Annotated in this window: 19 protein-coding genes, 2 tRNA genes and 1 pseudogene; 9 read left to right on the forward strand and 13 right to left on the reverse strand. The window is 70.6% G+C overall.

Annotated features, from left to right (window positions below):
• Positions 1 to 186: 186 nt before the first annotated feature.
• The 4 genes from OO52_RS00410 to OO52_RS00425 all read right to left on the reverse strand — a co-directional run bounded on the left by OO52_RS00410 (position 187) and on the right by OO52_RS00425 (position 6,183).
• Entirely contained in the window at positions 187 to 1,674 is a 1,488-nt protein-coding gene (locus OO52_RS00410; RefSeq protein WP_234339557.1) for a DUF2252 domain-containing protein, read from the reverse strand.
• A gap of 110 nt (positions 1,675 to 1,784) precedes the next feature.
• Positions 1,785 to 2,300 (reverse strand): DUF3293 domain-containing protein, encoded by a 516-nt coding sequence (locus OO52_RS45970; RefSeq protein WP_051818158.1) that lies wholly within the window; start codon positions 2,298 to 2,300, stop codon positions 1,785 to 1,787.
• Between the two features lie 231 nt (positions 2,301 to 2,531).
• Positions 2,532 to 5,789, reverse strand: a complete 3,258-nt coding sequence (locus OO52_RS00420; RefSeq protein WP_234339559.1) for an FG-GAP-like repeat-containing protein — start codon at positions 5,787 to 5,789, stop codon at positions 2,532 to 2,534.
• Positions 5,790 to 6,099: 310 nt separating this feature from the next.
• Positions 6,100 to 6,183 (reverse strand) — tRNA-Leu (locus OO52_RS00425).
• Between the two features lie 484 nt (positions 6,184 to 6,667).
• Here OO52_RS00425 and OO52_RS00430 point away from each other — a divergent pair.
• The 6 genes from OO52_RS00430 (at position 6,668) to pknB (ending at position 14,914) form a co-directional block, all read left to right on the forward strand.
• Positions 6,668 to 7,537, forward strand: a complete 870-nt coding sequence (locus OO52_RS00430; RefSeq protein WP_030640230.1) for an FhaA domain-containing protein — start codon at positions 6,668 to 6,670, stop codon at positions 7,535 to 7,537.
• A gap of 10 nt (positions 7,538 to 7,547) precedes the next feature.
• Positions 7,548 to 8,075: an FHA domain-containing protein FhaB/FipA gene (locus tag OO52_RS00435; RefSeq protein ID WP_030640228.1), complete on the forward strand. Its 528-nt coding sequence runs from the start codon at positions 7,548 to 7,550 to the stop codon at positions 8,073 to 8,075.
• A gap of 132 nt (positions 8,076 to 8,207) precedes the next feature.
• On the forward strand, positions 8,208 to 9,776 hold the full coding sequence (locus OO52_RS00440) for a Stp1/IreP family PP2C-type Ser/Thr phosphatase (RefSeq protein ID WP_199819931.1): 1,569 nt from the start codon (positions 8,208 to 8,210) through the stop codon (positions 9,774 to 9,776).
• Between the two features lie 27 nt (positions 9,777 to 9,803).
• Positions 9,804 to 11,246, forward strand: a complete 1,443-nt coding sequence (locus OO52_RS00445; RefSeq protein WP_030640224.1) for an FtsW/RodA/SpoVE family cell cycle protein — start codon at positions 9,804 to 9,806, stop codon at positions 11,244 to 11,246.
• On the forward strand, positions 11,243 to 12,730 hold the full coding sequence (locus tag OO52_RS00450) for a peptidoglycan D,D-transpeptidase FtsI family protein (protein ID WP_030640222.1): 1,488 nt from the start codon (positions 11,243 to 11,245) through the stop codon (positions 12,728 to 12,730). Before OO52_RS00445 ends, OO52_RS00450 begins: the two co-directional genes overlap by 4 nt.
• Before the next feature lie 195 nt (positions 12,731 to 12,925).
• The gene (pknB, locus tag OO52_RS00455) at positions 12,926 to 14,914 is read left to right on the forward strand and encodes a Stk1 family PASTA domain-containing Ser/Thr kinase (RefSeq protein ID WP_030937538.1); all 1,989 of its coding nucleotides are present in this window, start codon (positions 12,926 to 12,928) and stop codon (positions 14,912 to 14,914) included.
• Between the two features lie 60 nt (positions 14,915 to 14,974).
• Here the strand turns inward: pknB and OO52_RS00460 are convergent, their stop codons facing one another.
• The 6 genes and pseudogenes from OO52_RS00460 to OO52_RS00485 form a co-directional block, all read right to left on the reverse strand.
• Positions 14,975 to 15,730 carry a class E sortase gene (locus tag OO52_RS00460; protein ID WP_030640218.1) on the reverse strand — a complete coding sequence of 252 codons (756 nt, stop codon included), beginning with the start codon at positions 15,728 to 15,730 and terminating at the stop codon, positions 14,975 to 14,977.
• 29 nt (positions 15,731 to 15,759) lie between these two features.
• On the reverse strand, positions 15,760 to 16,962 hold the full coding sequence (locus OO52_RS52390) for a class E sortase (protein ID WP_030640216.1): 1,203 nt from the start codon (positions 16,960 to 16,962) through the stop codon (positions 15,760 to 15,762).
• Positions 16,959 to 17,597: an aminodeoxychorismate/anthranilate synthase component II gene (locus OO52_RS00470; protein WP_030640214.1), complete on the reverse strand. Its 639-nt coding sequence runs from the start codon at positions 17,595 to 17,597 to the stop codon at positions 16,959 to 16,961. Before OO52_RS00470 ends, OO52_RS52390 begins: the two co-directional genes overlap by 4 nt.
• Positions 17,594 to 17,755 (reverse strand): hypothetical protein, encoded by a 162-nt coding sequence (locus tag OO52_RS49360; protein ID WP_030609287.1) that lies wholly within the window; start codon positions 17,753 to 17,755, stop codon positions 17,594 to 17,596. The genes OO52_RS00470 and OO52_RS49360 overlap by 4 nt, the downstream gene beginning before the upstream one ends.
• A gap of 53 nt (positions 17,756 to 17,808) precedes the next feature.
• Positions 17,809 to 18,475, reverse strand: a pseudogene (locus OO52_RS00480) (class E sortase).
• 21 nt (positions 18,476 to 18,496) lie between these two features.
• On the reverse strand, positions 18,497 to 19,285 hold the full coding sequence (locus tag OO52_RS00485) for a DUF881 domain-containing protein (RefSeq protein WP_030640206.1): 789 nt from the start codon (positions 19,283 to 19,285) through the stop codon (positions 18,497 to 18,499).
• A 152-nt stretch (positions 19,286 to 19,437) separates the two neighbouring features.
• On the opposite strand from OO52_RS00485, the gene crgA reads away from it, so the two are divergent.
• On the forward strand, positions 19,438 to 19,692 hold the full coding sequence (crgA, locus tag OO52_RS00490) for a cell division protein CrgA (RefSeq protein WP_014673794.1): 255 nt from the start codon (positions 19,438 to 19,440) through the stop codon (positions 19,690 to 19,692).
• A gap of 266 nt (positions 19,693 to 19,958) precedes the next feature.
• On the opposite strand, the gene OO52_RS00495 is transcribed toward crgA, so the two are convergent.
• Both OO52_RS00495 and OO52_RS00500 read right to left on the reverse strand, forming a co-directional pair.
• A complete protein-coding gene (locus tag OO52_RS00495; protein ID WP_030640204.1) occupies positions 19,959 to 20,849 on the reverse strand; it encodes a rhomboid family intramembrane serine protease in 891 nt (296 codons plus the stop codon).
• A gap of 84 nt (positions 20,850 to 20,933) precedes the next feature.
• Positions 20,934 to 21,464 carry a peptidylprolyl isomerase gene (locus OO52_RS00500; RefSeq protein WP_030640202.1) on the reverse strand — a complete coding sequence of 177 codons (531 nt, stop codon included), beginning with the start codon at positions 21,462 to 21,464 and terminating at the stop codon, positions 20,934 to 20,936.
• A 274-nt stretch (positions 21,465 to 21,738) separates the two neighbouring features.
• Here OO52_RS00500 and OO52_RS00505 point away from each other — a divergent pair, with 274 nt between their 5' ends.
• Positions 21,739 to 22,440, forward strand: a complete 702-nt coding sequence (locus OO52_RS00505; RefSeq protein WP_030640201.1) for a DUF5324 family protein — start codon at positions 21,739 to 21,741, stop codon at positions 22,438 to 22,440.
• Between the two features lie 189 nt (positions 22,441 to 22,629).
• On the opposite strand, the gene OO52_RS00510 is transcribed toward OO52_RS00505, so the two are convergent.
• A tRNA-Ala gene (locus OO52_RS00510) sits at positions 22,630 to 22,702 on the reverse strand.
• A gap of 181 nt (positions 22,703 to 22,883) precedes the next feature.
• Here OO52_RS00510 and OO52_RS00515 point away from each other — a divergent pair.
• Positions 22,884 to 23,432, forward strand: coding sequence for a helix-turn-helix domain-containing protein (locus OO52_RS00515; protein WP_030640199.1), 549 nt, complete (start codon positions 22,884 to 22,886; stop codon positions 23,430 to 23,432).
• Positions 23,433 to 23,447: the final 15 nt, after the last annotated feature.

Raw genomic sequence — 23,447 nt, forward strand, 5'->3', positions numbered from 1 at the left:
CAGAGTAGCCGTCATACCGCCGGGGACGGTTCGGGCCGGGCGGCAGCGCACCGCAGGGGTGCCGGTCGGTGCCGGGTGCGGGTCCGGATGCGTCGGGGTCGCCGGCGCAGTTCCCCGCGCCCCCGAGGAGCCGCGGCCCCCCGGCTCACGGGAAGCCGTCCCTCACGGCCCGGGAGGTCTCCCTCGTCACACCCCCAGCTCGGCCTCGATCCGTCCCGTCCTGATCCCCGCGACCAGCTCGGCGTGGTCCGCCTCCGTGCGGTCGGCGTAGGCGACGGCGAACGCGGCGATCGACTCGTCCAGCTCCTCGTTCTTGCCGCAGTAGCCGGCGATCAGCCGGGGGTCGGCGCTGTGGGAGTGGGCGCGGGCCAGCAGGGCGCCGGTCATGCGGCCGTAGTCGTCGATCTGGTCGGCGGCGAGGGCGGCCGGGTCGACGCTGCCCTTGCGGTTGCGGAACTGCCGCACCTGGTACGGACGCCCCTCGACGGTGGTCCAGCCCAGCAGGGTGTCGCTGACGACCTGCATCCGCTTCTGCCCGAGGACCACGCGACGCCCCTCGTGCGGCACCGCGGGCGCCTCGAAACCGGCCGTGACCAGGTGCGGGACCAGCGCGGAGGGACGGGCCTCCTTCACCTGGAGGACCAGGGGCTCGCCACGGTGGTCGAGGAGCAGCACGACGTAGGACCGGGTGCCGACGCTGCCGGTGCCGACCACCCGGAAGGCGACGTCGTGCACGGCGTGCCGGGCGAGCAGCGGGTGGCGGTCCTCGCCAAGGGTGTCGACGTACGACTCCAGGGACGCGGCGACCGCGGCGGCCTCCGCGTCCGGTACGCGGCGCAGTACCGGCGGCGCGGGCACGAACCGCCGTCCGCCGTCCGGCACCGGCTCGGTCGACTTCGCGGCGAACCGGCCGCTGGTGTTGGCCCGGGCCTTCTCCGAGACCCGATGGAGCGTGCCGAGCAGGTCGTGGGCGTCGGTGTGGGAGACCAGTTCCTCGTCCGCGATGGCGTTCCAGGCGTCGAGCACGGGCAGCTTGGCGAGCAGCCGCATGGTGCGGCGGTAGGCGCCTGCCGTGTCCCGGGCCGCGGCGCGGCAGGTGTCCTCGTCGGCGCCCGCCTCGCGGCCGGCGAGCACCAGCGAGGCCGCGAGGCGCTTGAGGTCCCACTCCCAGGGGCCGCGCACGGTCTCGTCGAAGTCGTTGAGGTCGATGACGAGGTCGCCGCGGGCGTCGCCGTACAGCCCGAAGTTCGCCGCGTGCGCGTCACCGCAGATCTGGGTGCCGATCCTGGTCGTGGGGGTGCGCGCGAGGTCGTACGCCATGAGTCCGGCGGAGCCGCGCAGGAAGGCGAAGGGGGTGGCCGCCATCCGGCCCACGCGGAGCGGGGTCAGTTCGGGGATGCGGCCGGCGTTGGACTCGGCCACCGCGCTCACCGCGTCGGGGCGGGCGGCGTCCAGGTCCAGCGTGCGGTGGGCGGAGCGCGGCACGCTCGAACGGAGCGCCTTGCCCTCCTCCTTCGGCGAGCCCTGTGGCGGCCATGCGGCGAACCCGCGCACGCGGGGCAGGCGGCGCGCGCCCCGGTCCGCCGCGTCCGTCGCTCCCCCATCGGTTCCGGTCACCGCGACCGCCTCCCCCGCACAGCCCGCCCGCCTGCGAACAGGCGACGGTACGAACATCAACTCGGCAAGACCGTACAACCGGTGGCCGAAAAGCGTCAGACCCTGTGGAAAACTCCGCCGGCGCCACGGGCCGGCGGCCGTGCGGTGTTCGACGCCGCGCTCGGACCTCACCCCACCGGGAAACCCGGCGCTTCATCGGGCGAGGATCGCGACGACGCTTCTGTGGCCCGCCACCCGAGTGTCAGCGCCTCCTCGGCGCCGAAGCACGCCAGCAGCCGCCAGGCAGGCGCCGACCAGGCGAACACCGCGTCCTGCCCGAACTCCCGCCCCAGCGCCCGCGCTTCGTCGTCGCTCAGGCCGACGACCGCCGCGCTCGCCTCGGTGTGCCGGCCCTCCGGGTCGCCACCGACAGCGGGCCACCACGAAAGCCCCCGCCGGCGCAGCAGGCCGAGCAGTTCCTGATGCGCGCGGTGGTTGTGCCGTCGCGAGGCGCGGGCGCCCCGGGGGTTGTGGGCCGTGACCACATGGACGGTCTCCCCGTGCGGGACCGGAAACCGGCCGACCGCCACTCCGGGCGGCGCCGGGCTGATGCGGACCGGTCCTGCGGGCAACTCCACGTCCACGACGGCCCGCTGGTAGAGACCCCACTGGGGCGTTCGCGTGATCGGGATGCCGGCGGTCATGGGGGTCACCTTCGAGAGGGACCCCCTTACCCACCGGGCAGGGAGATCCGCGCTCACCCCTACGGGACGGTGGGGGAGCGATCGGCTTCGTGACCGAGGCGGATGTTGACACAGGGGCGAGCGGGAAGTCCAGCTTCCGGAAGGTGCGGGCACTTCCCCGCCTCCTCGTCAAGCACCGGCCACGGACCCGGAGTTCGGGTCCGTGACCGGCCCGCGACGGCCCCGTCGCCGTCACATGACGGCCTTGTACGCCTTCCACCCCGTGGCGATCTTCACGCGGCCCCCGAACGAGCCCTTGCCGTTGCCGTTGTACCGCCACACGGTGCCCGCGGTGTCACGGGCCACGAGGTCCGCGCGGCCGTCGCCGGTGAAGTCGCCCGCGCCGACGACCGCGTTGTAGGAGGCGCCCCAGTCCGCGAAGACCTTGACCCGGGCCTTGAAGCCGCCCGTGGTCGTGGTGTTGGCGTCGTACCGCCACAGCTCGTCGGACTTGTCCTGGACGAGGAGGTCGCCGCGGCCGTCGCCGTTGAGGTCACCGGCGCCGACGATCTTCTTGTAGCCGGTCCAGTGAGAGGCGATCTTCGTGCGGGCGGAGAGCTTGCCGTTCGCCGCGCCCTTGAAGAGGTAGACGTCTCCGGTCGAGGACTGGCGGCCGATCAGGTCGGGCCGGCCGTCGCCGTCGACGTCGCCGGGCGAGGTCAGGACGTCGTACGCGTTCCAGCCGGAGGTGCCGAGCGAGGTGTACGGCGTGGCGGGCGTCGGCGCCTTGCCGCAGGCCGGGCGGTAGGCCCGCAGGGCGCCGCCGGTGCGGACCAGCACGTCGTTGCAGTGGTCGCCGTTCAGGTCGCCGAACGGCACGATCCGGGCGGTGGCAGACCACCCGGAGCCGGAGACCGTGCCGCCCAGCGTGCCCGTACCGGTGCCGCGCCGGACGGTGAGGGTGCCGGAGGAGCTGAGGGTCAGGACGTCACCGACCCCGTCGTTGCCGGCGTAGTCGCGCGGTGCCGCCGTTCCCGCGGTCACCTTGACGTCTCCGGAGAGGGTGAGCGCGGCGCCCTGACCGTCGGCGGGCCGGGCGGTGAGGGTCCAGGTGTAGGCGCCGTTGGTGACCAGGCGGCCCGCGGTGTCCCTGCCGTCCCAGGCGGCCGTCAGCAGGCCCCGGGCCGTGCCGCCGGAGAGCGTACGGACGGTGGCGCCGGACGCCTTGCGACGGACGGTCACCTTCCAGTCGGCGGCGGGCTTGGACAGCCACCAGGTACCGGACCAGTTGGCGGATCCCGCGGTGACCGTGGCGTCGACGGCCGTGAGCGGGGACGCCGGGACGCCGGCCGGTACGACGTGCACGCGCTGGTCCCGGTCGGCGTAGGCGACGCCGCCGCCGAAGCGGTCCACGGTCCAACTGGTCCCGGCGCCGGTGTTGTCCTCACCGATGTCGGTCCAGTCGGCCAGCTCGCGGCTCGGCAGGCCGGTGTGACTGCCGCCGGACGGCAGCCCGTTGTGCAGGTCGAGCAGCCTCAGCCCGCTGTCCGACTGGGTACCGGGAACCCGCTCGACCAGGTATCCGTCCCCGAGCAGGACCCGGCCGTCCGGGGCGGTGGAGGTGCGCTTGGTCGTACGGTCGTACAGACCGGCGCCGCGCGCATCCCCCCAGGCGTCCCGGCAGACCCAGTAGACGAAGCGGCCCACGGCCTGGAGGTCGGACGGGGTGCAGCCGTCGCGGGTGGTGAAGGACTCGACGGCGGTCCCCGCGGGGAGCCGGGTGGCCGTGACCTTCCCGCCGCTCGCCGCGCCGCTCCACAGGGTGTTCCCCCAGACGGCCGCGGCGACCCGGTCGCGCTCGAGCAGGACCTTGCCCGCCCCGGCGGTGGCGAACTGACCGATGTACTGCTTGCCGGAGGAGGCGCCGTCGACGACGGCGTACCGCCCGGAGAGGTCCCTGAGCTCCGGGGAGTCGTCGCCGGTGTCGAGCGTCGGGCCCCAGTCGGCGGCGCCGTTGGCGCGGAGCATGGTCAGGCCTGACTCGGTGGCGTCGCGGCGGCCGTGCCGGCCGGTGCCGTCGGCGAACATCCGGATGCAGCGGGGCGTGGTCTCGTCGCAGAACCCGTCCCAGCCGCTGACCAGGCCGTCCACGGTGGTCCGTGCGGGGCTCGGGGTGCCGCTCGTGGTGAGCCAGGTGCTGCGGTAGGCGCCGAGGACCGTGTGCGGCTGGTAGAGCGTGCTGTTGTCGGCGGTGGTGAGGATGCCGCTGCCGAGGGAGAGTCCGTGGACCTGCGCGGGCATCGGCTGTACGGCGGTCAGGCGGCTGCGGGTGACCGAGCCGTCGGCGCCCTGGGCGACCCGGTACACGCCCCAGTCGAGGTCGCCCCGGTCCACGTACGTCGCGGCGCCCGCCACCAGGACGGAGCCGTCCGGGGCTTGGACGAGCTGATGGGCGGCCGGGTCCATGACCTTGGTCAGGGCCGTGTCCGAGCCGTCGGACGTGAGGGCGAACAGGGGCTGGCCCCGGTACTTGTCGTCGCCCGGCGACATCGGCTCGACGCCCAGCAGTGCCGAGCCGACGACGGCGTAGGAGGCCTGGTACGTCAGCGAACTGGTCTCCAGGGTGCGGGGCGTCGCGGCCGGGTCGGCCCGGTCGAGCAGGTCCGCCTTGCCGCGTCCGGTGCGCAGCCGCAGCACCGAGCCGGGGCTCAGCCGGAAGCCGGTCACCTCCCAGGCCTCCTGCGGGCTGGGCCGGTCGGGCAGCGGGTCCGCCGCGCCGGTGGCGAGGTCGACGATGCTCCAGTGGCCGCCGTCCTCCGTCTCGTAGCGCAGGATGACGGACCGGGCGTCGCCGTCCTCGACGCGGAAGCCGTAGGCGCCGCCGGGAAGCCCCGTCACGGGCGTCCGGCGGACCTCGCCGTTCTCGGCACGCAGCAGTTGCCACGCGTCCGGGTTGCCGGCGAGGTCGCTCGTGCTGGTGAGCACGGTGTCGCCGAACGTGCCCTCGTACGTGTGGCCCTCGGGCACCGGCACCACGGCGGTGCCGCCCGGCGTTCCCGCGCCCTTGACGAGCGTGACCTGGGCGTCCTCCTCCGAGTAGAGGGCGACGGTGTCCGATCCGTCGCCGTAGTGGCCGGGTTCGAAGGAGACGTCCCCACGGTAGGAGCCGTTGTCGATGTCGTACTGGAGCGGGACCGGCATGCGCTGGTCCAGCGCGGTGGTGGCGCCGGTGGCGTAGTCCGTCCACAGGTACCGGTCGTCGCCCTCCTGCACCCACAGGAAGCCGCTGGTCCCGGCGTTGAGGATCCAGGTGAACCGGGGTACGGCCCGCGCGGCGGCGGGCAGGACGAGTTCTCCCGCGGAGACCGTGGGCGCGGCCGGCGCCGCCGTCGCGGGTGTGGTCGCCAGGGGCAGGCCGAGGCCGAGCGCCGCCGCGAGGACGGCCGCGGTGCGTCGTGCCGAGCGTGATGCGGGCTGGGGTCTGTGCCGGTGCGTGCCGAGTCGGGCCACCGTTCCTCCAGAGAGCAGGGGAGGCATGGGCGGAGGTACGGCAACGCCGCGGCATCCCCTCCGGCCCCCCGGCCGCTCCCCCCACGCGCGCGTGCGCAGAAGGCTAACAGCATGGACATGACGCTCTCGGCGGGTTTCCCGAGGAGGAGCGGCAGCCTGGCCCCGCACCCTGCCCGTGACTTAGTTCACAGACGGGTCCCGGCACACCGACGCCCGGCTGTGCGATCCCTCACAACTGCGAGTACAACGAGAAACGGGCCCCTGCCGTGACTTCCGTCACCGGCAGAGACCCGTCTCATCGGTTTCTCTGTGCGCGAGGGGGGAGTTGAACCCCCACGCCCTTGCGGGCACTGGAACCTGAATCCAGCGCGTCTGCCTATTCCGCCACCCGCGCATTGGGTGTGTCTTCCGGCTCCGGCCCTTTCGGCCCGGCCCCTTCCGACACCCAGAACATTAGCACGTCGTACGGGGTGGATTCACATCGCTTCCCGCCGGGCTCCACCCCCCGGCCACCACCCCCGGCGCGCGCGGCGCGCGCCTCAACGACGCACCCACCGAACGCCGCACGTATCAAGGAGGCGCGCTTCTCGTATCAACCTCGTACCGGTCCAGGCCATCTGCCCGGGAGGCGGCCCGGGTCCGCAGCCGGGTGCGGGACACTGGACTTCGCCCACCTCTACGATCCATGCAGCAGGACACGCACCCGGGAGTTCGAAGGGGAGCCGCTGGGGGAACCGGCTGATTGGCGGGCGCGTAGATACGATCAGTGAGCAGTACCAGCAGTACCCGGCAAGGCAGCCGGCGAAGCAGCGGCCGAGCGGCGGCCGAGGCAGCGGCACAGAGCAGGCAAGACGAGGCAGGGACGGAGGAGGTGCCCCATGGGAGTCCTGAAGAAGTTCGAGCAGCGTCTCGAAGGTCTGGTGAACGGCACCTTCGCCAAGGTCTTCAAGTCCGAGGTCCAGCCCGTGGAGATCGCCGGAGCGCTCCAGCGGGAGTGCGACAACAACGCCACCATCTGGAACCGTGACCGGACCGTCGTGCCCAACGACTTCATCGTGGAGCTGAGCGCGCCGGACTACGAGCGCCTCAGCCCCTACTCCGGGCAGCTCGGCGACGAGCTGGCCGGCATGGTGCGCGACTACGCCAAGCAGCAGCGCTACACCTTCATGGGCCCGATCAAGGTCAACCTGGAGAAGGCCGACGACCTGGACACCGGCCTGTACCGGGTGCGCTCGCGCACCCTCGCCTCCTCCAGCGACCAGCAAGGGGCACCACAGGCTCCCGGCGCGCCGGCGGCCGGCCGCCCCGCGCCGGGCGCCCCCGGCGGCTACGGCTACCCGCCGGCCGCCCCGCCGGCCGGCGCGCCCCCGATGCCGTCCGCACCGCCGCCCGGCACCCGCCCCGGCGGGTACGGCTACCCGCAGCCCGCCACGCAGCGGCCGGCCGCGGCGCCGATGAGCGGCGCGCGCACCCGCTACTGGATCGAGATCAACGGCACCCGCCACCAGATCTCCCGCCCGACGCTGGTGCTGGGCCGCAGCACCGACGCCGACGTGCGGATCGACGACCCCGGCGTGTCCCGCCGGCACTGCGAGATCCGGACCGGAACGCCCTCGACGATCCAGGATCTCGGCTCCACCAACGGCATCGTGGTGGACGGGCAGCACACCACCCGCGCTACGCTCCGCGACGGCTCGCGGATCGTCGTGGGCAGCACCACCGTTATCTATAGGCAAGCCGAAGGGTGAAGCGGGGGCAATGTCAGAGCTGACCCTCACGGTCATGCGGCTGGGTTTCCTGGCCGTACTGTGGCTGTTCGTGATCGTGGCCGTGCAGGTCATCCGGAGCGACCTGTTCGGTACGCGCGTCACCCAGCGCGGATCGCGTAGGGAGGCGGCCCGGCCGCAGCAGCCGGGCCGGCAGCAGCCCCGGCAACAGGCCGCGCCCCCGCCGCAGCGCGGCCAGCAGGGCGGCGGCCGGCGTGGCCGCAACGCCCCGACCAAGCTGGTCGTGACCGAGGGCACACTGACCGGCACCACCGTCGCGCTGCAGGGCCAGACCATCACCCTGGGCCGGGCGCACGACTCCACGATCGTGCTGGACGACGACTACGCCTCCAGCCGCCATGCCAGGATCTACCCGGACCGTGACGGCCAGTGGATCATCGAGGATCTCGGTTCCACCAACGGCACCTACCTGGACCGGTCCCGGCTGACGACCCCCACACCGATCCCGCTGGGCGCGCCGATCCGCATCGGCAAGACCGCAATCGAGCTGCGGAAGTAGTACGAAGATGAGCGAGCGGAGCGAGCACGCAGCGGCAGGCCGCCACCCGGTCTCCGGCGCGCTCCCAACCGGAGGGTGGGCAGTGTGGCTCGACACGACCGGCTGTACCCGGAGCCGACGGGCGAGGTGCGCATGAGTCTGTCACTGCGCTTCGCCGCCGGATCGCACAAGGGCATGATCCGGGAGGGCAACGAGGACTCCGGTTACGCCGGTCCGCGCCTGCTCGCCATCGCCGACGGCATGGGCGGCCAGGCGGCGGGCGAGGTCGCCTCCTCCGAAGTGATCTCCACCCTGGTCACGCTCGACGACGACGTGCCCGGCTCCGACATCCTCACCTCCCTCGGCGCGGCCGTGCAGCGCGCCAACGACCAGTTGCGCGCCATGGTCGAGGAGGACCCCCAGCTCGAAGGCATGGGGACGACCCTCACCGCCCTGCTGTGGACCGGCCAGCGGCTCGGTCTCGTGCACGTCGGCGACTCGCGCGCGTACCTGCTGCGTGACGGCGTGCTCACCCAGATCACCCAGGACCACACCTGGGTGCAGCGGCTCGTGGACGAGGGCCGGATCACCGAGGAAGAAGCCACCACCCACCCGCAGCGCTCGCTGCTGATGCGCGCCCTCGGCAGCGGCGACCACGTCGAGCCCGACCTGTCGATCCGCGAGGTCCGGGCCGGCGACCGCTATCTGATCTGCTCCGACGGCCTGTCCGGCGTGGTCTCCCACCAGACGATGGAGGAGACCCTCGCAAGCTACCAGGGCCCGCAGGAGACCGTGCAGGAGCTGATCCAGCTCGCGCTGCGCGGCGGCGGCCCCGACAACATCACGGTCATCGTCGCCGACGTGCTCGACCTGGACACCGGTGACACCCTCGCCGGGCAGTTGTCCGACCAGCCCGTGGTGGTCGGCGCCGTCGCCGAGAACCAGCACCACCTGAACGACAACGGCATCATGCAGACCCCGGCCGGCCGCGCCTCCCACCTGGGCCGTCAGGGCCAGGGGCACGGCGGCGGCGAGTTCGGTCCGCCCGGCTCGGGCGACACCGGCTACATCCCGGCCGACGGCTTCGGCGACTACGCCGACGACGACTTCACCAAGCCGCGCAAGCGGCGCAGATGGCTGAAGACCTCGCTCTACGGCGTCCTCGCCCTCGCCGTCGTCGGCGGCGGTCTGTACGGCGGCTACCGCTGGACGCAGACCCAGTACTACGTCGGCGCCAAGGACGAGCACGTCGCGCTGTACCGCGGGATCAGCCAGGACCTGGCCTGGGTGTCGCTGTCGAAGGTGGAGAAGGACCACCCCGAGATCGAACTCAAGTACCTGCCGCCGTACCAGCAGAAGCAGGTGAAGGCGACGATCACGGAGGGCGGTCTGCAGGCGGCCCAGACGAAGGTCCAGGAGCTGGCCGTGCAGGCCTCCGCCTGCCGCAAGCAGGCCGAGCGCCAGGCGGCCGAGCGCGCGCGGAACGACGCCAAGAACGGCAAGGACAAGACCGGCACCGGCGCGTCCACGGGCACCACCACGCAGACCGCCTTCGTCAAGGCCTCCCCGACGCCGAACACGACCCCGAACCCGTCGGCCTCGAAGACGTCCCCGACGTCCCCTTCGAAGTCGCCGTCCACGACCCCGTCCGCGACCCCCAGCCCCGGCCCCACTCTCTCGGAGGATGAGCAGAAGGTCGTCTCGCTGTGCGGTAAGCAGTAGGCAAGCCGTGAGAGGCCCTGTCACACGATGAGCAGTACTACGAACTCGCCGACGCACCACACGTCCACGATCGGCGCGATCGGCGCGCCGAGCCGCCGCAACACCGAGCTGGCCCTGCTGATCTTCGCCGTGGTCATCCCGGTGTTCGCCTACGCCAACGTGGGTCTGGCCCTCGACGGCCGGGTCCCCGCGGGCCTGCTGAGCTACGGCCTCGGGCTCGGCCTGCTGGCCGGCGTCGCCCACGTCGCCGTACGCAAGTTCGCCTCGTACGCGGACCCGCTGCTGCTGCCGCTGGCCACCCTGCTCAACGGGCTCGGCCTGGTGTGCATCTGGCGGCTGGACCAGTCCAAGCTGCTGCAGTCGCTGCCGAACTTCGTCGCGGCCGCGCCCCGCCAGCTGCTGTACACGGCCCTGGGCATCGCCCTGTTCGTCGTGGTGCTCATCTTCCTGAAGGACCACCGCGTCCTGCAGCGCTACACGTACATCTCCATGTTCAGCGCGCTGGTCCTGCTGGTCCTGCCGCTGGTGCCGGGTCTTGGCGCCAACATCTACGGCGCCAAGATCTGGATCAACATCCCCGGTCTCGGCTCCCTCCAGCCCGGTGAGTTCGCGAAGATCGTCCTCGCGGTCTTCTTCGCCGGCTACCTGATGGTGAAGCGTGACGCCCTGGCCCTCGCCAGCCGCCGCTTCATGGGCCTCTACCTGCCGCGCGGCCGTGACCTCGGCCCGATCCTGGTCGTCTGGGCGATCTCGATCCTGATCCTGGTCTTCGAGACGGACCTCGGCACCTCGCTGCTGTTCTTCGGCATGTTCGTGATCATGCTGTACGTCGCCACCGAGCGGACCAGCTGGATCGTCTTCGGTCTGCTGATGTCCGCGGCGGGCGCGGTCGGCGTGGCCAGCATCGAGCCGCACGTGAAGAGCCGCGTCCAGTCCTGGCTCGACCCGATGCGCGAGTACACCCTCAGCCGCCAGGGCCAGGTCGGCCACTCCGAGCAGCTCCAGCAGGCGCTGTGGGCCTTCGGCTCCGGCGGCACCCTCGGCAGCGGCTGGGGCCAGGGCCACTCGGACCTGATCCGCTTCGCCGCCAACTCCGACTTCATCCTCGCCACCTTCGGCGAGGAGCTGGGCCTGGCCGGCATCATGGCGATCCTGCTGATCTACGGCCTGATCGTGGAGCGCGGCGTGCGCACCGCCCTCGCCGCCCGCGACCCCTTCGGCAAGCTGCTCGCCATCGGCCTGTCCGGCGCCTTCGCGCTCCAGGTCTTCGTCGTGTCCGGCGGTGTGATGGGCCTCATCCCGCTGACCGGTATGACCATGCCGTTCATGGCGTACGGCGGTTCCTCCGTGCTGGCGAACTGGGCGCTGATCGGCATCCTCATCCGCATCAGCGACACCGCCCGCCGCCCGGCGCCCGCTCCCGCCGCCAACCCCGACGCCGAGATGACCCAGGTGGTCCGCCCGTCATGAACAAGCCCCTGCGCCGGATCGCGATCTTCTGCGGCCTCCTCGTCCTCACCCTGCTGCTGCGGGACAACTACCTGCAGTACGTCAGGGCCGACAAGCTCAAGGACGACCCGAACAACCGCCGCGTCACCATCGCCCGCTACGCCACCCCGCGCGGCGACATCATCGTGTCCGGCGGCGACCCCATCACCGGGTCCACCCTGACCAGCAAGACCGGTCTGAACGACCTCAAGTACAAGCGCACGTACAAGAACGGCCCCATGTGGGCGCCGGTCACCGGGTACGCCTCGCAGGCCTTCGGCGCCACCCAGCTCGAGTCCATCGAGGACGGCATCCTCACCGGCGACGACGACCGGCTGTTCTTCCGCAAGACGCTGGACATGATCACCGGCAAGGAGCAGCAGGGCGGCAACGTCGTCACCACGCTCAACGCCGCCGCGCAGAAGGCTGCGTACGACGGTCTGAAGCAGCGCGGCGGCAAGGGCGCGGTCGTCGCCCTGGACCCCTCCACCGGCAAGATACTGGCGCTCGCCTCCTACCCGTCGTACGACCCCTCGTCGTTCGCGGGCAACACCAACGACGACGCCGCGGCCTGGAAGAAGCTCCAGAAGAAGTACAACCCCAACGACCCGATGCTGAACCGGGCGCTGCGCGAGACCTACCCGCCGGGCTCCACCTTCAAGGTGGTCACGGCCGCGGCGGCGCTGGAGAACGGCAAGTACACCTCGGCCGACGAGCGGACCGACTCGCCGCTGCCGTGGACCATGCCGGGCACCACGACCGAGCTGAAGAACGAGGGCAACATCCCGTGCGAGAACGCGACCATGCGGGTCGCGCTCCAGTACTCCTGCAACACCGTCTTCGGCAAGATCGGTGCCGACCTCGGCAACGACAAGATGCTCGAGGAAGCGAAGAAGTTCGGCTTCGACGCCGAGCAGTTCACCCCGGTCCGCTCCAGCGCCTCGGTGTTCTCGGACGACATGAACCAGTCGCAGACCGCGCTGTCCTCCATCGGCCAGTACAACACCGCCGCCACCCCGCTGCAGATGGCCATGGTCGCCTCCGCGGTCGCCAACGACGGCAAGCTGATGAAGCCGTACATGGTCGACTCGCTCCAGTCCTCCAACCTGGACCCGGTCGCCACGACCAAGCCGGAGGAGCTGAGCCGGCCGCTGTCGCCGAAGAACGCGCAGATCCTCCAGGACATGATGCAGACGGTGGTCGAGAAGGGCACCGGTACGCGGGCGAAGATCGACGGCGTGACGGTCGGCGGCAAGACCGGTACCGCCCAGCACGGTGTGGAGAACAGCGAGAACCCGTACGCCTGGTTCATCTCCTACGCCAAGCTGCCCGACGGCAGCTCGCCGGTCGCCGTGGCCGTGGTGATCGAGGACGAGAGCGCCAACCGCGACGACATCTCCGGTGGCGGCCTGGCCGCGCCGATCGCGAAGAACGTCATGGAGGCGGTCATCGACTCCAAGAAGTGACCGTCGTCGGCCACCGGGAGTGACGCCGCTCACATCTCCTTCACATCGCCGCACGTTGCGATACCGGTCCTGTATCGGGTTACGGGCTTGGCCAGGTCACACAGAGCGAGCCGGGTACGGTAGGCCCGGACGGCAGCCTCCGGCCGCGCACAGAGGTGCGCGGCCGAGACCGACGGAGAGGGCTGGTAGGTAGCTATGGAAGAGCCGCGTCGCCTCGGCGGCCGGTACGAGCTGGGCCAGGTGCTCGGCCGCGGTGGCATGGCGGAGGTCTACCTCGCGCATGACACCCGGCTCGGCCGCACCGTGGCGGTGAAGACGCTGCGCGCGGACCTCGCGCGCGATCCGTCCTTCCAGGCCCGGTTCCGCCGGGAGGCCCAGTCGGCCGCCTCGCTCAACCATCCCGCGATCGTCGCGGTCTACGACACGGGCGAGGACTACATCGACGGGGTCTCCATCCCGTACATCGTGATGGAGTACGTCGACGGTTCCACGCTCCGCGAGCTGCTGCACTCCGGTCGCAAGCTGCTGCCCGAGCGCGCGATGGAGATGACCATCGGCATCCTCCAGGGCCTGGAGTACGCGCACCGCAGCGGCATCGTCCACCGCGACATCAAGCCGGCCAACGTCATGCTGACCCGCAACGGCCAGGTCAAGGTGATGGACTTCGGCATCGCCCGTGCCATGGGCGACGCCGGCATGACCATGACCCAGACCGCGGCGGTCATCGGCACCGCCCAGTACCTCTCGCCGGAGCAGGCGAAGGGCGAGCAGGTCGACGCCCGGTCGGACCTCTACTCGACCGGCTGCCTCCTGTACGAACTGCTGACGGTACGGCCGCCCTTCGTGGGCGACTCCCCGGTGGCCGTGGCCTACCAGCACGTCCGGGAGGAACCGCAGCCCCCGTCGGTCTTCGACCCCGAGATCACGCCCGAGATGGACGCGATCGTCCTCAAGGCGCTGGTCAAGGACCCCAACTACCGCTACCAGTCGGCCGACGAGATGCGCGCCGACATCGAGGCGTGCCTGGACGGCCAGCCGGTCGCGGCCACGGCCGCGATGGGCGCCGTCGGCTACGGCGGCTACCACGACGACCAGGCGACGACCGCCCTGCGCTCGGAGCCGGGCGCGGGAGCGACCACCATGCTCCCGCCGATGAACCCCGACGACGGCGGTTACGGCTACGACGAGCGCCCGGACCGCCGCCGCCAGCAGAAGAAGTCCAACAGCTCCACGATCCTGCTGGTGGTCGCGGGCGTGCTGGTGCTGGTCGGCGCGATCCTGATCGGCATGTACGCGTTCGGCGGCGACGGCAAGGGCGACGGCAAGGTGCCCGTGCCGTCGTTCGTGGGCCAGCCGGAGAAGACGGCCCGCAAGATGGCCGAGAACGTCGACCTCAAGGTGTCGATCACCAAGAAGGCCTGCGAGGACCAGGCCACGGGCAACGTGTGCTCCCAGGACCCGGACGAGGGCACGAAGGTCGACAAGAACAGCACCGTCACCCTGGTGGTGTCCACGGGTGCGCCGAAGGTCACCGTGCCGGACGTGCGCGGCATCCAGTTCGACCAGGCCGAGGCCCAGCTCAAGGAGAAGGGCTTCCAGGTCGAGAAGAAGACGCAGGTGTCGACCCAGACGCCCGATGTCGTCATCACCCAGGACCCCGAGGGCGGCACCAGCAAGGAGAAGGGCACCACGATCACCCTCACGGTCGCCAAGGCCGAGGAGAAGATCACCGTCCCCGACGTCACCGGCAAGTCCTGCGACGAGGCGAAGGCCGAACTCCAGGCCAAGGGGCTGGCACCCAACTCGAGCTGCACCGAGACCCCGGTCGCCGACCCCGCCCAGGACGGCAAGGTCCAGAACACCAACCCGGCGGCGGGCCAGCAGGTCTCCAAGAACACGCCCGTCGCGATCAACGTGGGCAAGGCGCAGCAACCGCAGCAGAAGCCGGTGCCGGACGTGACGCAGAAGACCGTGAAGGAGGCCCAGCAGATCCTGCAACAGCAGGGCTTCACCCAGATCCAGGTCAACGGACCCAATGACGACAAAGCACGGGTCGTCTTCCAGACCCCGCAGCAGGGCACCCAGGCCGACCCCGGCAGCACCCAGATCGTCCTGACGACCGCGGACTTCGGCGGCGGCAACAACGGCGGCGACAACGGCGGCGGCGGCTTCATCGGCGGCTGACACACCCCGCACACGCGTGGGCCCCTGCCAGGACTTCCCGGCAGGGGCCCACGCGCACTCTCAGCGCAGTTCCCTCGGCGGCGTCCGCTCGGCGTCCACCTTCTCCACGCGGACCAGTTCGCCCCAGACCACGTACCGGTAGCGGGAGGTGTAGACGGGGGTGCAGGTCGTCAGGGTGATGTAGTGGCCCGGCTTCTTCCTGCCGGACTCCTTGGGGACCGAGGACAGGACCTTGACGTTGTACTTCGAGGTCTCGGGGAGGACCGAGTAGACCTTGTAGACGTACCAGTCGTCCCTCGTCTCGAAGACGATCGGGTCGCCCGTCCTCAGCTTGTCGATGTTGTGGAACTTCGCGCCGTGCCCGTCCCGGTGGGCGGCGACGGCGAAGTTGCCCACCTTGCCGGTGGTGGGCAGCGTGGCCTTGACCGGGTCCGTGTAGTAGCCGGCCACACCGTCGTCGAGGACGTCCGTGCCCGTGCCCTTCTCGACCAGCACCTCGCCGTTCCGCATCGCCGGCACGTGCAGGAACCCGATGCCGTCCTTGGTGTCGAGCGCGCCGGGACCGGACTGCTGCTGCTCGGCCCAGTGCTCGCGCACCTTGTCGGCCTGCCGGTCCGCTTTGCGGTCCGCTATCACGTTCGTCCACCACAGCGAGTAGACGACGAACAGGCCGAGCAGCACACCCGCCGTGATGAGGAGTTCCCCGAAGACGCTGACCGCCAGCGCGATCCGGCCGGGGCGCCGGCGCGGAGCCGGTTCCGGATCCGGTTCGGACGCGTCCGTGGTCTCTTCGGTCTCGTCGGCGGTCGCTGCCACTGTGTCCTCTGCCCTTGGTTCGGTGAGCCCTACTCGATGAGCGCGTCCGGCTTGCCCTTGCTGCGCGGGCGTTCCTGGACCATCTTGCCCCAGACGATCAACCGGTACTTGCTGGTGAACTCCGGCGTGCAGGTGGTCAGGGTGATGTAGCGGCCGGGCCCGGTGAAACCGGAGCCCGGCGGGACCGGATCCAGCACGCTGGTGTTGGACGGCGGGGTCACCGGAAGCATCGAGGTCACCTTGTACACGAAGTACGTGTCCTGCGTCTCGACCACGACCGCGTCGCCGGCCCTGAGCCTGTTGATGTACCGGAAGGGCTCACCGTGCGTGTTGCGGTGCGCGGCGAGACCGAAGTTGCCGGTCCTGGCGTCGGGCATCGCCGTCTTCAGCGGGGCCTCGCCGTAGTGCCCGACCATGCCCTTGTCGAGCACCCTCTTGTTGCTGACGCCCTCCGCGATGGGCGCCACCACGTCCAGCTTCGGGATGTGCAGGATGGCGAAGCCCTGCCCCGGTTCGAAGACGCCCGGATTCCGCTTGCCGTTGGCCCAGTCGTCCTGGAGCTGGTGCGTCTCGCTGCCGGCCTGCGCGTGCGCGCGGACGTTGGTCCACCAGAGCTGGTAGGTGACGAACAGCAGCATCAGGACGCCGGTGGTGATGAACACCTCGCCGATCGCCCGGCTCGCCACGGTCGCCGGGCTCGGCTTGCGCAGCCGGGCCTGCCGCCGGGCCTCCACCCGGGTCAGGGGCCGCCGCGGGTCCCCCTCCGTGGGGGGAGCCACCGGCTCACGGGCGTCCCTGGGCCCGCCGTGCCGCCCACCACGCCGCTTGGCGGCCTTTCTCCGGGCCGCACGGCCGCCCGGTGTGACTCCGGTGGCCGAAGCGGCCGACGAGGCTCCAGAGGCCCCTGTGCCCGTCCGTGTGGCGTCGCCCTCCGCGCCGTACCCCGCCGGCCGCGGGATCCGCAGCGCCATCGTCTCCTCGTCGACGGGACGCAGGGGTGCCGTGAGGTCCTCACCGACGGCGGGCGGCGGCGCCGTGGGGTTCTCCTCGGTCAGCCGGGGCATCGGAGCCGTCGGCGGATCCTGCCGCCGTCGGACGTACGCCACCGCACCGCCGGAGAGCTCGTACGACCCCGCACCACCGGAGGCCCCGTACGGCCGCGCACCGCCGGAGGACTCGTACGGTCTCTCGCCGTCGTACAAGTCCTCGCGCTCGGGGCGCAGCGCGGTCACGCCGTGGCCCTGCCCACCACCGGGGCGAGCCCCGCCGACCTCGCCACGGCACCCTGGTCGCCGCACTCGGCCAGCCAGTTGGCCAGCATCCGGTGGCCGTGCTCGGTCAGCACCGACTCGGGGTGGAACTGCACGCCCTCCACCAGCAGTTCACGGTGGCGCAGGCCCATGATGATGCCGTCGTGCGTGCGGGCGGTCACTTCCAGCTCGGGCGGGACCGTGGCCGGTTCGGCGGCCAGGGAGTGGTAGCGGGTCGCCGTGAAGGGGGAGGGCAGCCCCGCGAAGACGCCCTTGCCCTCGTGCTCGACCAGCGAGGTCTTGCCGTGCAGCAGCTCGGGTGCCCGGTCGACCACACCGCCGTACGCCACCTGCATCGACTGCATGCCGAGGCACACGCCGAAGACCGGCACGCCGGTGGCCGCGCAGTGCCGGACCATGTCCACGCACACGCCCGCCTCCTCCGGGGTCCCGGGTCCGGGCGAGAGGAGCACGCCGTCGAAGCCGTCCTGGGCGTGCGAGGTCGACACCTCGTCGTTGCGCAGGACCTCACACTCCGCGCCCAGCTGGTACAGGTACTGGACGAGGTTGAAGACGAAGCTGTCGTAGTTGTCGACGACGAGAATCCGCGCACTCACTGGTTGTCCACCGTCACATCGTTGAAGGGCAGCAGCGGTTCGGCCCACGGGAAGACGTACTGGAAGAGGACGTAGACCACGGCCAGGATCAGTACGAGGGAGATCAGGGCCTTCACCCACGCGTTGCCCGGCAGATGCCGCCAGATCCAGCCGTACATGCCGTCCCTTCCGTATCCCCTACGGCACCAGACCCACGCCGTACGTCACCAGACTAACGGCGCAGAGCCCTCGGTTCGCCTGCCTCCACAGGCTGTGTGGAATCCAGGTGCGCCCGGGCGATCAGCCGGTGACTGTGCCCCCATTCCGGATCGCACGTGGTCAGCGTCAGATACCGGCCCGGACGTGTGGACCCGGACTTACGGGGGACAGGGTCGATCACTTCAACATCGGTCGGCACTGTTTTGTATGGCCCTTTGTCGATCCGATACGTGAACCAAGTGGTTCCGTTTGTGAGCACCACCGCGTCACCCGGCCGGAGCTCGGGGAAGTCCTTGAACGGGTCGCCGTACGTCCGCCGGTGCCCGGCCACCGCGAAAATTGCCCTTCTGGCCGAGCCGCGCGGTGCGCGCGTAGTGGCCGAGGCCCTTCTTGAGGGTGCCGGTGGCGGTGCCCTCCAGCACCGGCTTGTTCCACGTGAAACCGAGCCGCGGGATGTACATGATCGCGAAGGGTGCGCCCGGTTCGTACCTTTGGGGTGCCGCCACGGCCTCCGGCTGGACACTCCCCCGCGACCACCGTTGCTGCAACCGGTCGATCTGGTCGCCCATCACCCGATCGGCCTGCACACCCGTCCAGAACAGCACGTAGACGACTAAGAGCACGATCAGGGTGCCGACGGTGATGCACAGCTCGCTGACGGTCCTGACGATCACGCGCACCGGCGGCTCCCGGACGGACGTCTACCCCACTGGCTTCGCGTAGTGCAGATCCACTGTGCCGGAGTAGCCGGGAAGAGTCACCGTCCCGTCGTCGGTGACCTTCCAGCCGAGGCCGTAGACGTTGACGTAGACCATGTAGGTCTGGATCGCCTTGCTCGCGGCGAGCGCCTGCTTCAACCGGTCCGGGTCCCCGACCGCCGTGATCTTGTACGGCGGTGAGTAGACGCGGCCCTGGAGGATCAGGGTGTTGCCGACGCAGCGCACCGCACTGGTGGAGATCAGCCGCTGGTCCATGACCTTGATGCCCCGGGCACCGCCCTGCCACAGCGCGTTCACCACGGCCTGGAGGTCCTGCTGGTGGATGACCAGGTAGTCGGGCTGCGGCTCGGGATAGCCGGGGAGCTTGGCGGTGGCGTTGGGCGGAGCGTCGTTCAGGGTGACGGTGATGGCCTCACCGGTCAGCTTCTGGGTGCCCGCGCTCTTCTCCAGCCGGCCGAGGTTCTCGTCCTCGGCCTTGGTGCTGCCGTCGTCGCTCTCGGCCAGCGACTCCACGCTGTCGCGCAGGGTCGCGTTGGACTCGTCCAGCTCCTTGTTCTTGCGGCTGCGCTGCTGGATCAGGTCGGACAGCTTCAGCAGGGAGCCGTCCTGGCGGATGTCGGTGCCCTTGGCCGTGTTGAAGCTGGTGAAGAAGATGAGCCCGGCGAGCGCGAAGACGGCCGCGGTGAGGATCCGCACGGGCCGCACACGCGGTCGGCGGACGGGGCCCGCACCCGTTGATCCCGTCCCGGGGGAGTCGGCAGAATTGCTCAACGTACCCTTATCTCCTTCGGCGCCGCGGAAGCACTACGCTAACGGACGCCCGGGGGAGCACACAGAGTCGTCATGTTGGCCCCTTGTACGCTGCCCCGAGCCCGACCCAGTTACCTGCGCGGCCACGCAGCGCATCGACAGGAGAGACCCTCGTGCCGAAGTCACGTATCCGCAAGAAGGCCGACTACACGCCGCCGGCGGCGAAGCAGGCGCAGGCCATCAAGCTCACCAACCGCGCGTGGGTCGCACCGGTGATGCTGGCCATGTTCCTGATCGGCCTGGCCTGGATCGTCGTCTTCTACGTGACCGACGGCTCGCTGCCGGTCGACAGCCTGGACAACTGGAACATCGTCGTCGGCTTCGGCTTCATCGCCGCCGGCTTCGGCGTCTCCACGCAGTGGAAGTAGCTCTGCCCACGGCTATCCACTGAGTTATCCACAGCGGTTTTCCACATGGGGAAAAGAACGAAGATCTGTGGATAACCCATCGGGTGTTGACGCCGGTGTGACTGGCCGACTGCCCGTCAGACACCCGTTCGCCCCCTGTCCGACCTGCGGAAACACATCCGAGCGACAGGGGGCGCACCTGTGGTCGCACAGTGTGCACAAGATCCGCCACACCCTGTGGACAACGGTTCGGTATCAGGGTGTTCCCCACCCCGTTCCCCCGGGTCTCAGGTGAGCTGAGCGGTCCTGACCAGCGCCAGCGCCACCGACAGCACCAGGACGACGGCGCAGGTGCCGTACTGCACCAGGGCCCGCTTCTCGCGCGGGGCGTGGACCATCGCGTACCCGGTGACGACGCCGGCGACGAGGCCACCGATGTGCGCCTGCCAGGCGATGTTCATGGTGGGATTGAAGGTGAAGATCAGGTTGATCACCAGCAGCGCGATGACCGGCCGCAGGTCGTAGTTGAGCCGGCGCATCAGCACGGCGGTCGCGCCGAAGAGCCCGAAGATCGCGCCCGAGGCGCCGAGCGAGGCGGTCTGCGGGGAGGTGAGCAGGTAGGTCAGCGCGCCGCCGGCCAGTCCGGAGACGAAGTAGACCGCCAGGTAGCGGGCCCGGCCGAGGGCGGCTTCGAGCGGGCCGCCGATCCACCACAGGCTCAGCATGTTGAAGCCGATGTGCCAGTACTCCTGGTGCGTGAACATCGACGTCACGAAGCGGTACCACTCGCCGCCTGCGACGCCCGAGGTCGGCGCGAACGGCTTCGGGGGGAAGGCTCCGTAGAGCACCAGGTGGTTCAGGAGGGAGCTGTCGGCCTGGACGGCGATGAACACCGCGAGGTTGATCCCGATCAGGATCTTGGTGAGCAGGCGGGGGTCGGCCGTGACCGTGCCCCCGGCGACCGTGCGCGGCCGGGACGCCGCCGGCCCGTGTCCCGTGCCCGAGCCCTCGCGGACGCAGTCCGGGCACTGGAAGCCGACCGAGGCGCTGACCATGCACTCGGGGCAGATGGGCCGCTCACAACGGGTGCAGCGCACGCCGGTCTCGCGGTCCGGGTGCCGGTAGCACACGGGCACGCTCCGGGCGGCGTCCTGCGCCCTCCCTTCGGCCTGGTCCATCGGATCCCCTTGCTCGTCGTGTCCGTCCTGACGGCACAATCCTGCCCCGCCCATCCTTACGGACGAGCGGTGTGTTTGGTTCCCTCAGCCCTCGCGGGTCTCCACCACCACCGTCTCGATGACGACGTCGGCCAGCGGACGGTCGTTGCGTCCGGTCGGCACGTTCGCGATGGCGTCGACGACCTTCTGGGAGGCCGGGTCGGTGACCTCGCCGAAGATGGTGCGCTTGCCGTTCAGCCAGGTGCTCGGGGTGACGGTGATGAAGAACTGCGAGCCGTTGGTGCCCGGGCCTGCGTTGGCCATGGCCATCAGATAGGGGGTGTCGAAGGCCAGGTCCGGGTGGCATTCGTCCTCGAAGTCGTAACCGGGCCCGCCGAGGCCGTTGCCCAGGGGATCACCGCCCTGGATCATGAACCCGCTCATGACGGAGTGGAAGACCGTGCCGTCGTAGAGCGGGTTTCTGCTCTTCTCGCCGGTGCCCGGGTGGGTCCATTCGCGTTCGCCGCGGGCCAGCTCGACGAAGTTTCTGACCGTGACGGGGGCGTGGAGGGGGAAGAGCCGCACCTCGATGTCGCCGAGGGTGGTCTTCAAGGTGGCGTAGAGCTGCTCGGCCACGATCTGCCTTCCGTCGTCGTCCGCCGCGACACCTCCGATCCTTCCACGCTCCCGTCCGCGCGTCGCCGGGCGGCCGTGACTTGTGCGGGGCGGGCGGCGCGCGCCGGTGATTCGTGGCAGTGTCGACCGCAAGCCCCCGTTGCCCCGAATCACGCCGGAGGGGGAGATCGGCACCCGTATGCCCGCCCGCACATGCCACACCGGCCGCGGACAGGCATGATCCGTAAAAGGGTGGAAAGTCGAAATACCGTACGCCACCGAGGAGGAGGAACCCGTGACCCGCATCGACAGCGTGCGCGCCGCGACCGGCTCGGCGAAGGACAGCGTGCTGCACGCCGCGGAAGTGGTGGCGCCCTACGCCGACACGGCCAAGGAGCGTGCCGCGTACTACGCGCAGGAGGCACGCGTACGGCTGGCGCCCGTGGTGTCGCAGGCCGCCGAACAGGCCCGCGTGCAGTACGACGCCCGGCTCGCCCCGCGCCTGGAGCAGGCCCGCACGCATGTACCGCCGAAGGTGGACCTGGCCGCGCAGGAAGCCGCCGTCCGCACCCGCAAGGCGGCCCTGCAGGCCGCCGCCTACTCACGTCCGAAGATCGAACACGCAGTGGCCGTGGCCGCTCCGGTCCGCGACGAGGCCGCCGCGCGCGGCGCCGCCGCGCTGGCCGCGCTGCGCGGCCAGGTCTCGGCCCAGGACATCCAGAAGCTGGCCCGGCGGAACGCCCGGCGGTCCCGGGCCGGCCGCACCCTGAAGGTGGTGGCGGTGCTGACCGCCCTGGCGGGAGGCGCCTTCGCGGCCTGGAAGTGGTGGGACAAGCAGGCCAACCCCGACTGGCTGGTCGAACCGCCCGCGGCGACGGAGGTCCCCGACGAGGGCCGCATCACGTCCGTGGACGGCAGCGACGCCTCGGCCCTGGACCCCGAGGTCCAGGCCAAGCAGGCGGAGGACGACGCCGCGGACCGCGACGACGAGGTCTGAGCGCCAGGCACACGTTCAGGAAGAAACCGGAAGACACCGGAAAGACACCAGGAGACCCTCCGGCCGTGATCGATCGGGCCGGAGGGTCTTTGTCGTACGCGCACCCGGGTCGTGCCGCATGCGCCGGGAGCTTCGCACAAAATGCCCCCTGACACTGCGTTCCCGCAGGTCAGGGGGCATTTCTCGGCGTGGAGCCTAGGGGAGTCGAACCCCTGACATCCGCCATGCAAAGACGGCGCTCTACCAACTGAGCTAAGGCCCCGAGAAGGAGCGACCGGCCGGAGGGATCACGTCCGGCGGGCGCCGCAGACCAGAGTACCGGGTCACCCCCCGTATCCCGCAAAAAGATTGGGGGTCCCCGCGGATGACCACTCTCCGTAAGATGCTCGACGTGGTTCGCTACAGCGAACCGCGGTTTTCAGGGGAAGCGATGGGGAGACGCAATGGACGCCGCACAGCAGGAAGCCACCGCCAGAGCGCGGGAGCTGCAGCGGAACTGGTACGGAGAGCCGTTGGGGGCGCTCTTCCGTAAGCTCATCGACGATCTCGGGCTGAACCAGGCCCGGCTCGCGGCGGTCCTGGGCCTGTCCGCACCGATGCTCTCGCAGCTCATGAGCGGCCAGCGCGCGAAGATCGGCAATCCGGCGGTGGTCCAGCGGGTGCAGCTGCTCCAGGAACTGGCGTCCCAGGTCGCGGACGGCAGCGTCAGCGCCGCCGAGGCGACCGAGCGGATGGACGAGATCAAGAAGTCGCAGGGGGGCTCCGTGCTCAGCAACACCACCCACACCACGAACAGTTCGGGCGTGCCCACGGTCAAGCGGGTGGTGCGGGAGATCCAGTCGCTGCTCCGCTCGGTGGCCGCCGCGGGTGACATCATCGACGCCGCGGACACCCTCGCCCCGAGCCACCCCGAACTCGCGGAGTTCCTCCGCGTCTACGGCGCCGGCCGCACCTCCGACGCCGTCGCGCACTACCAGTCCCACCAGAACTGACCCGGCGGCCGGTTC

Origin of the sequence: Streptomyces flaveolus, assembly GCF_000716535.1 — a bacterium.
GTDB lineage: Bacteria > Actinomycetota > Actinomycetes > Streptomycetales > Streptomycetaceae > Streptomyces > Streptomyces flaveolus_A.

Bases quoted from the DNA above. Each gene is read 5' to 3' on its own strand.
- OO52_RS00410 (WP_234339557.1), bottom strand. From the start codon at position 1,674: ATGTTCGTACCGTCGCCTGTTCGCAGGCGGGCGGGCTGTGCGGGGGAG.
- OO52_RS45970 (WP_051818158.1), bottom strand. From the start codon at position 2,300: ATGACCGCCGGCATCCCGATCACGCGAACGCCCCAGTGGGGTCTCTAC.
- OO52_RS00430 (WP_030640230.1), top strand. From the start codon at position 6,668: ATGGGAGTCCTGAAGAAGTTCGAGCAGCGTCTCGAAGGTCTGGTGAAC.
- OO52_RS00435 (WP_030640228.1), top strand. From the start codon at position 7,548: ATGTCAGAGCTGACCCTCACGGTCATGCGGCTGGGTTTCCTGGCCGTA.
- OO52_RS00440 (WP_199819931.1), top strand. From the start codon at position 8,208: ATGAGTCTGTCACTGCGCTTCGCCGCCGGATCGCACAAGGGCATGATC.
- OO52_RS00445 (WP_030640224.1), top strand. From the start codon at position 9,804: ATGAGCAGTACTACGAACTCGCCGACGCACCACACGTCCACGATCGGC.
- OO52_RS00450 (WP_030640222.1), top strand. From the start codon at position 11,243: ATGAACAAGCCCCTGCGCCGGATCGCGATCTTCTGCGGCCTCCTCGTC.
- pknB (WP_030937538.1), top strand. From the start codon at position 12,926: ATGGAAGAGCCGCGTCGCCTCGGCGGCCGGTACGAGCTGGGCCAGGTG.
- OO52_RS49360 (WP_030609287.1), bottom strand. From the start codon at position 17,755: ATGTACGGCTGGATCTGGCGGCATCTGCCGGGCAACGCGTGGGTGAAG.
- OO52_RS00495 (WP_030640204.1), bottom strand. From the start codon at position 20,849: ATGGACCAGGCCGAAGGGAGGGCGCAGGACGCCGCCCGGAGCGTGCCC.
- OO52_RS00515 (WP_030640199.1), top strand. From the start codon at position 22,884: ATGGACGCCGCACAGCAGGAAGCCACCGCCAGAGCGCGGGAGCTGCAG.